This window comes from Paenibacillus xylanexedens, assembly GCF_017874615.1.
GTDB lineage: Bacteria > Bacillota > Bacilli > Paenibacillales > Paenibacillaceae > Paenibacillus > Paenibacillus xylanexedens.
In genome coordinates this window covers 68,767-81,277 of record NZ_JAGIKV010000018.1, presented here as the reverse complement: position 1 = coordinate 81,277, position 12,511 = coordinate 68,767, and the positions used below count along the sequence as shown (strand labels likewise).

General features: G+C 48.7%; 10 protein-coding genes. 7 read left to right on the top strand and 3 right to left on the bottom strand.

What is annotated here, in order from left to right:
- Nucleotides 1-12 precede the first annotated feature (12 nt).
- The 7 genes from J2Z28_RS21495 to J2Z28_RS21465 all read left to right on the top strand — a co-directional run bounded on the left by J2Z28_RS21495 (nt 13) and on the right by J2Z28_RS21465 (nt 8,895).
- A complete protein-coding gene (locus tag J2Z28_RS21495; RefSeq protein ID WP_211084220.1) occupies nt 13-1,401 on the top strand; it encodes an MATE family efflux transporter in 1,389 nt (462 codons plus the stop codon).
- Nucleotides 1,402-1,428: 27 nt separating this feature from the next.
- Nucleotides 1,429-2,610: an arginase family protein gene (locus J2Z28_RS21490; protein WP_211084219.1), complete on the top strand. Its 1,182-nt coding sequence runs from the start codon at nt 1,429-1,431 to the stop codon at nt 2,608-2,610.
- A gap of 2 nt (nt 2,611-2,612) precedes the next feature.
- Nucleotides 2,613-3,590 (top strand): LpxL/LpxP family acyltransferase, encoded by a 978-nt coding sequence (locus tag J2Z28_RS21485; RefSeq protein ID WP_211084218.1) that lies wholly within the window; start codon nt 2,613-2,615, stop codon nt 3,588-3,590.
- A gap of 25 nt (nt 3,591-3,615) precedes the next feature.
- Entirely contained in the window at nt 3,616-4,923 is a 1,308-nt protein-coding gene (locus tag J2Z28_RS21480; protein ID WP_211084217.1) for a M16 family metallopeptidase, read from the top strand.
- Nucleotides 4,916-6,139 carry a M16 family metallopeptidase gene (locus J2Z28_RS21475; protein WP_211084216.1) on the top strand — a complete coding sequence of 408 codons (1,224 nt, stop codon included), beginning with the start codon at nt 4,916-4,918 and terminating at the stop codon, nt 6,137-6,139. Before J2Z28_RS21480 ends, J2Z28_RS21475 begins: the two co-directional genes overlap by 8 nt.
- 30 nt (nt 6,140-6,169) lie before the next feature.
- Nucleotides 6,170-6,976, top strand: a complete 807-nt coding sequence (locus J2Z28_RS21470; RefSeq protein ID WP_211084215.1) for a 4'-phosphopantetheinyl transferase family protein — start codon at nt 6,170-6,172, stop codon at nt 6,974-6,976.
- A gap of 107 nt (nt 6,977-7,083) precedes the next feature.
- Nucleotides 7,084-8,895, top strand: coding sequence for a S9 family peptidase (locus J2Z28_RS21465; RefSeq protein WP_211084214.1), 1,812 nt, complete (start codon nt 7,084-7,086; stop codon nt 8,893-8,895).
- A 184-nt stretch (nt 8,896-9,079) separates the two neighbouring features.
- On the opposite strand, the gene J2Z28_RS21460 is transcribed toward J2Z28_RS21465, so the two are convergent.
- The 3 genes from J2Z28_RS21460 to J2Z28_RS21450 all read right to left on the bottom strand — a co-directional run bounded on the left by J2Z28_RS21460 (nt 9,080) and on the right by J2Z28_RS21450 (nt 12,324).
- Complete coding sequence (locus J2Z28_RS21460) at nt 9,080-10,114, bottom strand: phosphotransferase family protein (RefSeq protein WP_211084213.1); 1,035 nt, start codon at nt 10,112-10,114, stop codon at nt 9,080-9,082.
- Between the two features lie 21 nt (nt 10,115-10,135).
- Nucleotides 10,136-11,110: an SMI1/KNR4 family protein gene (locus J2Z28_RS21455; protein WP_211084212.1), complete on the bottom strand. Its 975-nt coding sequence runs from the start codon at nt 11,108-11,110 to the stop codon at nt 10,136-10,138.
- A gap of 182 nt (nt 11,111-11,292) precedes the next feature.
- Nucleotides 11,293-12,324: a ribonucleotide-diphosphate reductase subunit beta gene (locus J2Z28_RS21450; RefSeq protein WP_211084211.1), complete on the bottom strand. Its 1,032-nt coding sequence runs from the start codon at nt 12,322-12,324 to the stop codon at nt 11,293-11,295.
- Nucleotides 12,325-12,511 lie beyond the last annotated feature (187 nt).

Below are 12,511 nucleotides of genomic sequence, written 5' to 3'. Positions count from 1 at the left end.
GAGGTGAACCTCATGCAGGGGATCGATTATACGGCCGGCTCGATCCATCGTTTGTTATTCCGTACGGCCGTTCCGATGCTGCTCGCTTCTCTGGTTAACGTGATTACACAACTGGCCAATGTATTTTTCTTGGGTCATACGAGTCAAAATGTATTATATGTGCTCTCATTGTATATTCCTGTCTCATTCGTCATGATTGCCATCATCGAAGCGATGCAGCTGTCTGTTCAGGTCGCGGTGGCGCGCAGTCGTGCCGGGGGCTCTCGTGCATTTACCCAACTGTTCGTGCACATGATGGGCAGTGCAATGCTGCTTGCCATTCTGACCGGGGGCATGGTGATGTTACTGACCCCTGTGCTCTCATGGTTTTACCGTGTGCCTGCCGACATTGGGCCCATGTTTACGCTGTACGTAGGGGGCATGATGGCAGTGAGCATCCCGGCTGTCCTGGCGGCGGTGACCAGTGCGGCGTTACGAGGACTGGGCCGGGCACAGGCAGCTTCGTGGAACGCGGTTGGGATGGCGATGCTAAACATTGCTCTTGTGTATACATTTGTGTCGGTCTTCCGGTTGGATCTGAAGGGCATCATCTATGCCAACCTGATCACTTCCGTCTTGTCCTTGGCCATCTCCCTGCTGATTCTGTTCATTCGTCGGGAAATGATCTTTGAACGCTTTGTTTTTGCCCAAAAACATCTGATGGCCCTCAGACATGTCGGTATTCCTGTGTTCATCTCGTACTGCATGATTTTTCTGAGTACATTTTTTTTCAATAAAATTGTCAGTCACTTTGGCGAAGGGGCGGTTGCTGGCTTTGGCGTTGGTTATCGAATTCAGACGATGGCGATCCTGCCGGGTATCGTGATTGGATCGGCCATCGGCATTATCATCAATCATAATTTGCAGTCACCACACCGGCCAAGGGCCTATGCAAGCTATCGCCAAGGTCTGCTGCAATCCTTTGCTCTATACGTAATCATTGCCGTTGCCGTCTGGATCTGGCGAGATCCACTTATCGCATTCCTGATCGAAGACGCGGCAACCCGAGCAGAAGCAGCACGGTATCTGTCCATCGTAGCTCTTTCCTATATTGGCATGGGTCCCATGATGACAACCCTGCTGACGATGGAACAGAGCGGGCGCGGATATCAGGCCATAATCCTGAATGCGGTATATTTTCTGATTATTATCGCACTTGGCTGGGGATTGACTCGGGCCTTCAATGAGGTTACTTACTTCTATGCGGTGATTGCTGGCATGAATGTGGTCGGCATGTCGTCGTTCTTGCTGCCTTTCATGCGAATGCTGAAGCGGGAATATGTGGAATCGTCTGCGGATAAGGACATCAGTACAGAAGGTGAAGCGACGTTGCCGAATAAGAGCTATTCCACACAGACTTGACTCTAACTACATACAGGAGGTTTTTGCATGACAACATCAGAACCTGCTTATCTGGTACGTCGCATTGCAGATACGTGGATCGCTGCGGATGAAACGTTCAGCCAGTTTTATGAGCTGGAACCTGCGAAAGAGCTGGAGCCACAACGCCCCCCGGATTTGCCGGGGGTGGAACCTGCGGAAGCGCCTTTTTTTTTGTATGAGCCTCTCATCGGTCATCGGGCTCCTCAACTGGGGATCTTGGGTATCCCTCATTCTGGTGGGACAAGCATGTTAAACTCCTCCGTTGCCGGACTTGCGCATGCGTTACGTGTAGAATCGTGGAAAAAGGTCATCTATCCATCGTTGCAAGAGTCAGGGAATTCGAGCTTGTACGATATTGGAAGTGGGAGACGATTGCTTGAGAGTGTAGCCATGCAGGATTGGGGTACTTGTCTTATGAATGAAGCGGAGGCGGATACAGCTGTTCCTTATCAAAAGGGGCTTGCGGCCGCACTGGATCATGCGCTGGATCAACAGGCGCTATTATGCTGCATTGGCGGAGACCATTCTATTACGCATGCTGTGCTTCAGATGATGGCAAAGGCCACGGGCAGTCGAAGGGTGCTGGTACAGTTCGATGCCCATCATGATTGCGGTATCGATGCCATTCATCAGGAGCATCCCAGTCACTCCAATTTTGTAAGACATCTGCTAGAGCAGGGTACGGTTGCTGCTGTTGTACAGATCGGCCTGCGTGGTCTTCGCTCAGCAGATCAGATGTATAGCCATCCTGGCTTGATTCAGATATCGGCAGAGCATATGACACCCGAGAGGGTGAGCCGTGTTCTGAACGAGGTAAGGCAGAAGTACGATGTCGACTCGGCTTATTTAACTTTTGACTTGGATTCCCTTGATCCGGGTAGCTTCCCCTTTGTTGATTTTCCAATTGCTGCAGGGCCGACGTGGCAGAACATTCGAGACTGCGTTACTGCAGCACTGGAAGTACCGATAGCTTATCAAGGGATGGATATGGTTGAAGGACAGGGTGTGCAATCGGATCGACACATTCCTGGACAATATGAGCTGGCGCTTCGAATGTTGGTCTATATGATGGATGGTATCGACCGGAATCGTCGGCAGTTTGAATTGTCTTCAAGAACTGGCGCAGCCAGGGAAGGAATGCTGTCGGGAGCGGGAGTATCCATGAATCAGGGTATACAGGAGGTGTAAGGATGAAGGATTTTCGTACATTATATACGTTACATCGGGAACAGGTCAGGGAGGAGCTGTATCGGGAAAAGACAGACGGAATTCGACTTGGATTCTTCTATGCGCTAATGAATATTGTTAAGGAACTTTCGCCTCTTCAATTGGAAACGTCACCGGAGTTGATCTGGATGGATTATCTGGCTTTTTTGCGGACGGTTGATGAACACAAAAAAAACCCGTACTCCTTTATGGATTGGGATGAAGTCGAGGGGCTTGAACATCTGCAAGCGACGCTGCAGGAAGGTGGGGCCTTGTTGACCTGGCATTACGGATTCGTCCGGCATAACATGATTACCATCGGACAGGAGATTCGCGCAGGCCACATGAAGTCCGGATTACCCTTCTATCTGGTGGCTGAGCAGGGCACCGTAGAGCAGGAACAGAAGCTGTCGTCCTGGAATACCCTACGTCAGTTTGCAGGTGCTGATCTGTTGAATGCCGAGGATGAGATGATTGGCATACGATTATATTCTCATTTGCGGAAGGGAGGTTCATTCAACCTTTTCGTAGATGGTCAGACCGGGTTCAACGCGGATAATCGCGCAGTGGAGCTTCCTTTCCTGAGTTCACGCATCCGGACGAGGAGCGGTATTTTTCGTATTTTAGCCAAGACACGCAAGCCTGTATGCCCCTATTTCATGACATTGACTGAAGATTTTCGTTCCAAAATTGTCTTCTTGCCGCCTTTCATATTAGAAGGGGATATTCAGGAATCAGCAGGACGTGTATATGAGCCGTTTCGCAATCAACTGCTGAAGCAGCCTGCATTATGGAGATTCTGGGACCGTCACCATCAGCAAGTGATTCACTGGAAAGAGGATGAGACTAATCTTCATTCAGCGGAAGCTGAGAGTCAGGTGGACTGGTTCTCCAAGCCGCTGGAGGGATTCGGTCAGCTTGGACTGAACACCGCGAGTGGCATGATCTACAATTTGGGTTAACCGTCAGATAAGGGGGGAGGCAAGGATGCAGTCTTTCATTACGGAGCAGTACAATCGTCTATCGGTCCATGTGATGCCAACAAGCCAATACGCCAACTGTTATCTCCATCTGGGTATCGTTAACGAGCAGGGAAGGATTCCATCAGCGGTGTTTGCAGTCATTGTGCGGCTGCTTTTCAGGCAGGATTCTCTCGGCAAAAGAAAGCTACAGCAGCAACTATGGTCTATGTATGCCGATGAGCTAAGGTGCGAATTGGAGCAGAAGGGGGAGAATCAGCTTGCATCCATCCGGTTGCGTATCCCTGCAGGGTTGCTGCCCGGGACCGATGCACGGACGCTCGATGCGCTGAAGCTGCTCGCAGACATGATGTTCGAACCGAGCCTTAAGGGCGGATTTGATTTTGATGAAGCGCAGATCCAGGAGGAACTTGTTTGGGCAGAACATCATGCGGGCTATGATGTTTCCAATTGGGACAAGGTGGTACAGGGGCGCAGTCTGGAATGGCTTGGGTATGCGGAACGAAGCAGGGATGCCGACGTGGAGCAACTGCAACATTGTGTGCGTGATGGTGAATTGCAGCAATGGTACCGGGAGGTGCTTTGCAGCCCACTACATATTCATGTGATCGGTGATTTCCAGTCGGATGTGATGATAGCTCAGGTCATGGAGGCCTTTTTGCCTTCGGTTGTCACGGCTGAGGGGGGAGAAACTCCATCTGTGATCGGGCATGGTCAGCCTACTAAGCACCGGGAGGAAGGCGAGATGATGCTTGAACTGATGGATGTTCAGCAATGCAAGATTAATGTGACCTTCACCACCGGGTTGACGTATGGATCGTCGGATTATCCTACGCTGTTTCTGTTTCATTCCCTGTTTGGCGCTACGCCTGCGTCCAGGCTTCAATCCGAGCTTCGTGAACGAAAGCAATGGGTGTATCAGATCTACAGCACACTGGATGATTATCGGGGGACGCTTCATGTGACAACGGGAACAAGCAGTGAATATGTGACAGAGGTGCTTGAAGCGATAGATGCTGAATGGCTGAGGATATGCAGCGGAGACATTCAGGAAGTGGAGCTGAATAGAGCGATTCAGAATGTGATGCATTATGTGCAAGTGGGCTACGATCTGCCTGAGCAGGTGGTCAACCTTCATATCGATCGAATGCTCAACCGGGTCCAGATGACAACTCCGCAATTCCTGGAAGCCATATCCTGCGTTACTGCGGAACAAGTGGCCGAGGTAGCCTCTGGCATGAAAAAGGCTGTCACCTGGATTTTGTATCCTGAGAGTGAATATTCCGCACCAGTGCAGGAGGTGACTCATGAATAGTATTGTGAATATCGCACCTGTCCGCAGGCGCTTGTCCAATGGTCTGTCGGTCCACATTTTCCCCGAACCCCAGTTCCATCATACTTTTGTTTCGTGGTCCGTGTCCTATGGCTCAATCCATGATGCAGCCCTGCCTGGCAGAGCACATTTCCTTGAGCATATGATGTTCTACAATCCGGATCAACGGCCCGTCAAGCCGCTATTTCATACTATGGGAGCTTCGACATCTGCATTGACGCGTTACGATGTAACGACTTATCAAATGGCCTGCACAGGTGATTTGAAACGAAGTCTGGCGTTGTTCTCCGGCATGCTTGCTGCTCCCTATTTCACCCCGATGCATATGGAACAGGAACGGTCCGCCATTCATCAGGAGCTGTCCATGTATGCAGACCAGCCCTCCTGGCGAGCTTTGCAGCAGTTGACTCAGATGATGTATGGCAGCAATCACCCCATCACGATGGATGTTGCAGGCACACCGGATAGTATATACCAAATGACAACGGATGAGCTGAACCATGCATACAATACTCGCTATGTCACAGGGAGAATGGCAGTAGCGGTAGCCGGTCCGTTCGAAGCAGAGTTCATTGTGGATATGCTGGAAAAATTCCCTGCAATGGAACCACTGAATGGTGCCTACTTGCCAGAAGTTACACTCCACTATTTGGGCGAGGACTCCAATAAGCAATATCGGGAGATTGAATGCGGATTGTCCTTGCCGCTTGTAAGGTATGGGTTCCGTGCCGAAGATGGGATGCAGTTAAAAGAGCAAGTCGCTTGCATGATCGGCATTGAAGCTTTACTGGGTGAAACTTCCGATTTCTACGCGGAATGTATGGAGTTGGGTCTGCTTCATAAGGGTGCAGAATGGGACCACTATTATCGTAAGGAATTTGCCTTTTCGAACGCTTGTGGGTATTCAGCAGATCCCGTTTCTTTATATAACCGGGTTGAGGAGATGTGTGAGCATATTCAGAACGGAACGCTGTCCCTATCCAATTTGAACTATGCACGGATGAAGTGGTTAAGCAAGCATTATTCAGACATGGATTCGTTAAAACAGCGATGCATGCACGTCTCCGAATATGAGGTGATCGGATTGGATTATATGCAACTCAGCAAGTATGCACTTGAATTGACAGAAGAAGAGGTTAGGAGTGGTCTCAGAACTATTGCAACGTCTGCTCGTCTGCGGATGGTTGTTATACGTTAGCATGTAACCCCGCATAGGGAGGAGGGCTTTATGGATTCCAGCACCGGAACAATCAACAGCTTTCTAGCAATGAGGGAACAAGGGAATGATGCGTTCACGCCATTGTCAGGAGAACCGGAGGTCCACATTTGGACACAGACTTTGCCCATAAGGGAGGATCAACTGCAGACAGCGGCTGACATGGACTCCGATGCAATGACTTCAGAAGAACATGAACGTATGGTCAGAATCAGCAGAACCTCACGTCTACAGGCTCATTGCTGGATGATTTCAAGGGTTTTCTTGCGAAGAGTACTGGCACAGTACATGCAGCTTCAGGCAAGGGATATTCGATTTGAATACGGCACTTCCGGAAAGCCTTATCTCGTGGGAGGTCCGCAATTCAGCCTTTCGCATACAAATGGGCTGTGTGTACTAGCGATTGCATCCAGTAACAACGAGCTTGGCGTAGATGTGGAATGGGTACGCCCGCTGTTGCGAGAGCAGACCATCATCCAACGTTTCCTGACGGAAGAGGAGCGGGATCATGTGCTGGAAGCCATATGTTCCGGGGAGGATTCTTCTTCCCTGCTGTGGAAAGTCCTCACAAGCAAGGAGGCCTGGATCAAGGCTTCCGGTCAATCTTTATGTGGACAGTGGAGAAATTTAAATACGATACAAGCGATACGTAATCATGAGCAATTGCTGGAATGGGCCGGACAGAATTATGTGCTGCAGTCTCTGAAAATGGGCAAAAGCTACTCCGCATCATTATGCGTGACAGGGAGGGAGATACCGCTCATACGCTGGATGAATATGGATAATAATATACAAAGCTATGAGGGAGTTAGTATTTAAATCTTACATATCTATTGTCTAAACATTGGCATTACCTATAATATGGACAAATGGTACCTTAATTTACCAATGTTAAATTCGTTGGTTCAATTCCAAGGAGGTTTGTCATGATTCAGTTCCCTAAACCGGATGTCGAGCAATATTTTCAGACGTACCGTATTTCGCATTTTGCCGTGTCGGCAGACGAGAAACGTTTGTTCATGGACAGCAATCTGAACGGTCAGCCGAATATTTGGGCGATGGATTTGCCTGGAGGATACCCGTATCCTTTAACGTACTTGAATCAGAGCAGTCAATTTATCAAAGCAGACCCGCAAGGACGTCATCTGCTTACCGCGTTTGATCGGGATGGAGATGAGAACTATCATCTATATGCACTCCCACCCGAGGGTGGTGTCCCACTGCCTGTGGTTCCGGCGGAACCGAATGATCGCTGTTATTTCGCTGAGTTGTCCGAGGATGGACAGCGTCTCTATTATGTCACCAGCGCGGGTAATCCGAATTATCTGAATTCACGCCGCATCGATCTGGAAACAGGGGAAGATGAACTGTTATACAGTGGAGAAGAGGTTACGAGCAGCCTGTTTGCTGTAAGTCCTGACGAGAAAAGTTATGTCATTTTAAAAATGTACTCCAATACGTATCAGACGGCACATCTGTATCGTAACAATGAAGAAATGGTGATTCTGCCAGTCTCAGAACGTTATAGTCAGGTATCTGATCTGATTTTTGCAGATGATAATCGCCTTCTGTTCATTACCAATGATGACTCCGCACACGCCTATGTGGCTGAGTACCGTATCGATACCCGCGAATTCCGTTTATTGTGCAGAATCGAAGGGGAAGATGTGGAGTTTATCCGCTGGCATCAGGCTTCCGAGACCTTATATTTCTGGACACTTACAGGGCCGGAGAATCGCATGTACGTATTGGGAAAAAATGCCGATGAGCCTCGGCGCATAGATATGCCGCTGGATACGATAGAGCAGGTGAACGTTACGAAGGCTGGCAATGTGTATATCCTCGGACGTGGAGCAATCCAGCCGCATAACATTTATCGCAAAATAGCAGGTGCTGAGTCCTGGGAGCCGCTGACTGCCAATCGGGTAACCGGACTGGACCCAAGTGATCTCGTGTACCCTGACGTTATTCGGTACAACTCCTGCGACGGACTGGAGATCGAAGCTCTCTTGTTCAAAGCAAAACCAGAGCAGGCCAATGGTTACACCGTATTTTGGCCGCATGGCGGGCCGCAAGCATCGGAAGCAAAGTTTTTCCGGCCGATGTTCCAGATGATGCTCGCTCAGGGCTATCATATCTTTGCACCGAACTTCCGTGGCAGTACCGGATATGGTGCGGAATTCGTCAAATTGGTTGAGCGGGATTGGGGCGAAGGCCCAAGGCTGGACTGTGTTGCCGGAATCAACTGGTTATTTGATCAAGGAATTACCTCGCCAGAGCGGTTGTTTGTGGTGGGTGGAAGTTACGGTGGATACATGACCCTGCTACTAGCAGGGCGCCATCCAGAGCTGTTCAGGGCTGCGGTTGATATTTTTGGGCCGAGCAACTTGTTCACATTTCTGGAATCCGTGCCGGAAGACTGGAAGCCGATGATGGATAATTGGCTGGGTGATCCGATCCGTGACCGCGAACGTTTAACGAAGGATTCACCGATTACGTATCTGGATCAGATGGTGAACCCAATGCTGGTCATTCAGGGGGCTAATGATCCAAGAGTCGTGAAGGCCGAATCCGATCAGATCGTGGCTGCGCTTCAGTCGAAGGGACTGGATGTGGAATACATCGTTCTGGACGATGAGGGCCACGGCTTCTCCAGAAAGACCAACGAGATTCTCGTGTATCGCCGGATGCTGGAGTTTTTGCAGAAACATCAGGAGTCACCCGTTGCACAAGCTTAAGTTGAGAGATTCCAGCGTTGACTGAAATATAGTGAGATGAGGAAAACCGCCAAAGATCAAGGATGATCTCTGGCGGTTTTATACGTGCGCCCGGATATTGGGCGGCATATATGGAACGATATATACGTTAGTTTGGAAGGCCGCTATCCATTGAGCGACCTGTCCAAATCTACTAACTAATCTACTAATCCAGCAATGCGACAATCGAATCGATGGACTGTTGCGCCCACTGTGTAAAAGGCAGGTCGGCTGCCCACGTCACTTGTCCTGTCGCTTTGGCTTCCCCCCACCACAAGATACGTTGATAGAGCAGATGCATGCGGAGACGTGTGCGGAAGTGTTGGCATTTCTCCTCATCTGCTGCACAGACCAGATCCCGGTAGCAGCGAAGGAACTGTGCGGCCAGTTCTGGTTGACCCTCACGAACATACCTGGTGGATATTTTGGTTAGGTCGGCTGTGCCGTCTCCGAAATAGGCGGTTGTAAAATCGAACAGACCACTAATCTGCCACCCTGAAGAACGGTCATTCGGATTTTGAATCAGAATATTCTCGACCTTGAAGTCTCCCATGACAAAACACGGAACAGCTTTGGACCGAAATGCCGGTTCAGCATTCTTGAATTGCTCGTCCATCCACTGAACATCTTCATCCGTAATCACCGAGTACTGTTCAGCATCATGTAACCAGTGGCGAATGGTTCCGTATAACCAGTCCAGATAATTGCCTGCAAAAGAAACAATTTGCTTCGCAACAGGATCATATTCCCCAGCATCAGGTACCTTCCAGCGGTGCAGTTCAGCCAAAGTATGGGCAAACATACAGGCGATCTCTTCCTGATCTTGCTGTGACAGTGAGTCCTGGAATGATGGATCATACAAGTGATTCCCCGGCAGGCGCGGCATGATGGCATAACTCCAGCCTAGCAGATGGGTATCTTCATGTAACAAATATGGATCAGGGACAGGGATGGACGTATGCTTCGCCAGTTGTTCTACAAAGAACTTTTCTTCCTGTAACTGTCCTGCATATAACGGATTACCTTTCAGAATATACTCTCCACGGGAAGAGCGAATGAGCAGTGTCTGACCCATAACACCTTTATCTGTTCGTCGATAATCTTCAAGGGTTCCCAGGTCAAGCTCATTCAGCGCATTCTGCAATGAAACTGCGGCCACTTCGTTAAGTTGATTGGAACCAAAATATATACGGGTTGTCATATGGTCGGACCCTCCTGGGGTTTAGTCCTCATTCTCTTCGTCAGACAGGTCATACGTATCCTCATCGACCAAGCCACGGATGAAAGCTTCGAAATTCGGCGCAAGATATGTAATCTCATAATCATTTTCCTGATCCACATGAACCACACAGGGTTCGCCTTCAGGACCACAGAAACGATAATCCAGCATAACAACATCATGACCAGCGGATGGACAATCACAGATCACAATCCCCAGGTCGGGGTATCCCCACTCTTCAATCATGAACCGGCTTCCCAGCTCACCACCGAGTGCGTATATTTTATCGTGTCCAATTCCCATAATGCTTGAAACGGCAATGTGATCCTCAGCCCAGGAAGTCGCTTCTTTGGTGGGAAATACAGTGAGCGCAGGGATACCGCCGTTTTGCGTATTCATCAGTTGAATATAGGAAGCGGGCAGCTTGTAACCCAATTCCTTCTCAATAGACACAATCTCTTCTTCATGAAAAGGTTCTGATACATGATTGTCCTGCGCATAATCACTCTGTACCCAGAACGTTGCGGGATCATAAGTCCCTGAAGCAGCTCTTAGATGGTTCTGTATACCGCTCTGCTCGAATGCGGCAAGCTCCTCTTCATGACGCTGGCGATCTTGACGCATCTTGTCCGCTTCGGGACGAATCTCGCGAAGGAATTCAAGGGTAGATTCATCATGGGGCAGAAGTTCATCAGCTCTCTCAAAAGCCAGTAATGCCTGTTCATAACTCGCTATATGACAGTATGCATAACCCAAACGGTATTGCCAGAGCGGGTCGTTTACTCCACGCTCCTGGACAGACAATAAATGTTGAACGGCTTCGCGGTAACGTGCGTCATTGTTATAGGCTCTGGCGAGTTGACCAATCAGATCATAATCCCGCTCTGAGACGGGGATTCGTTCAATATGTTCAATAATGAGACTGTATTGGTCCTGCTCATGCCACAAGTTGATTTGTTCCAGCAGTTCTCTTTCCATGAATAGGCCTCACTTCCGTAGGAGGGATATGAATCTCTTTCAAAACTATCTTACAAGGTTAAGAGACAAAAAAACACTCCCGCATGTAGATAGCCATGAAGGCATTCTATCAAAGGGAGTGCTTTAATTTGTGTTTATTTATACCGGATATACTCAAGTAGTAGATACCCGATCAGAAGATTTTACAAATCGTCAAATCCGTTATCGTCGCCAACTTTACCGTAGTTACGGGATTTAGCTTCGAAGAAGTCGGTTTTGGTTGCATTTAGTGCATCATCGGAGAATGGTTTGATCCAAGGCATGCAGTTTACATCTACACCTTCATATGCTTTTTCCATACCCATCAGACGCAGACGTTTGTTAGCGATGTACTTGATGTAATCTTCCAACTCGTTCAGGTCAATACCACGCACGTTGCTAAGTGTGTAATGTGCCCAGTTGGTTTCAAGCTCAACAGCACGATGGATTGTTGTGTATACGTAGTCCATGTTCTCAGGTGTGTTCAGTTCAGGGAAGTCCACCAGTAACTGTTTGTACACTTCAGCGAAGAAGTAACAGTGTTGGTTTTCATCCCGCTGGATATACGAGATCATCTGGCTGGTTGCCATCATTTTCTGGTCACGGGCCAGATTGTAGAAGAAGGCAAACGTACTATAGAAGAAGATACCTTCGAGTACCAGATCGGCTACCATAGCCTGGAAGAACGTCTGTGGAGACGGCTCGTCCCGGAAAGTTTGGTAGATGTCTGCGATGAAACGGTTACGGTCAAGCAGGACTGGATCATGTTTCCAATATTCAAAAATTTCCTTTTGCTCCCGATCAGATACGATCGAAGACAGGACGTAGGAGTACGATTGGTTATGAACGACTTCCTGTTGTCCGATAATGGCTGAGATCGCTTCGAGTGAAGAATCGGTAAAGTAACGTTTTACGTCACCAACAAACATCGTTTGCATGGAATCAAGTACCGCGAGCAGAGAGATGTTGATTTTAAACGTACGTTGCTCTTCCTCGTCCAGTTGAGCAAACTGGGAAGCATCTTTGGACATTGGAATCTCGTCTGCGATCCAGTGGTTAAGCAGCAGTACTTTGTACAATTTGTACATATGAGGCATGCGAATGTCGTTCCAGTTCAGGATACCGGAGCATTCACCTTCAATAATACGGGTCGATTGGTTAGGGGCTTCGGTGTTAAAAATTTTCTGTACTTGCATTGTTCCGTTCACTCCTTGAAATTTCATAATGTTCTGCCGACAGAACTTTGGGAAATCATCTATATCAACATCTTGCGATGCTGTGATCGTGTTTTAGGCAAAAAAGAACCAGGGCAACGCCATTTTGCAATCAAAACAGGATGCCCTGGTGGTCACCTTGAATCTAGTAAATCTTCTCTACCATGGA

Excerpts from the sequence above, each read along its gene's own strand:
- J2Z28_RS21460 (WP_211084213.1), bottom strand. The coding sequence starts at position 10,114 with ATGACAACCCGTATATATTTTGGTTCCAATCAACTTAACGAAGTGGCC.
- J2Z28_RS21495 (WP_211084220.1), top strand. The coding sequence starts at position 13 with ATGCAGGGGATCGATTATACGGCCGGCTCGATCCATCGTTTGTTATTC.
- J2Z28_RS21455 (WP_211084212.1), bottom strand. The coding sequence starts at position 11,110 with ATGGAAAGAGAACTGCTGGAACAAATCAACTTGTGGCATGAGCAGGAC.
- J2Z28_RS21480 (WP_211084217.1), top strand. The coding sequence starts at position 3,616 with ATGCAGTCTTTCATTACGGAGCAGTACAATCGTCTATCGGTCCATGTG.
- J2Z28_RS21465 (WP_211084214.1), top strand. The coding sequence starts at position 7,084 with ATGATTCAGTTCCCTAAACCGGATGTCGAGCAATATTTTCAGACGTAC.
- J2Z28_RS21450 (WP_211084211.1), bottom strand. The coding sequence starts at position 12,324 with ATGCAAGTACAGAAAATTTTTAACACCGAAGCCCCTAACCAATCGACC.
- J2Z28_RS21475 (WP_211084216.1), top strand. The coding sequence starts at position 4,916 with ATGAATAGTATTGTGAATATCGCACCTGTCCGCAGGCGCTTGTCCAAT.
- J2Z28_RS21490 (WP_211084219.1), top strand. The coding sequence starts at position 1,429 with ATGACAACATCAGAACCTGCTTATCTGGTACGTCGCATTGCAGATACG.
- J2Z28_RS21485 (WP_211084218.1), top strand. The coding sequence starts at position 2,613 with ATGAAGGATTTTCGTACATTATATACGTTACATCGGGAACAGGTCAGG.
- J2Z28_RS21470 (WP_211084215.1), top strand. The coding sequence starts at position 6,170 with ATGGATTCCAGCACCGGAACAATCAACAGCTTTCTAGCAATGAGGGAA.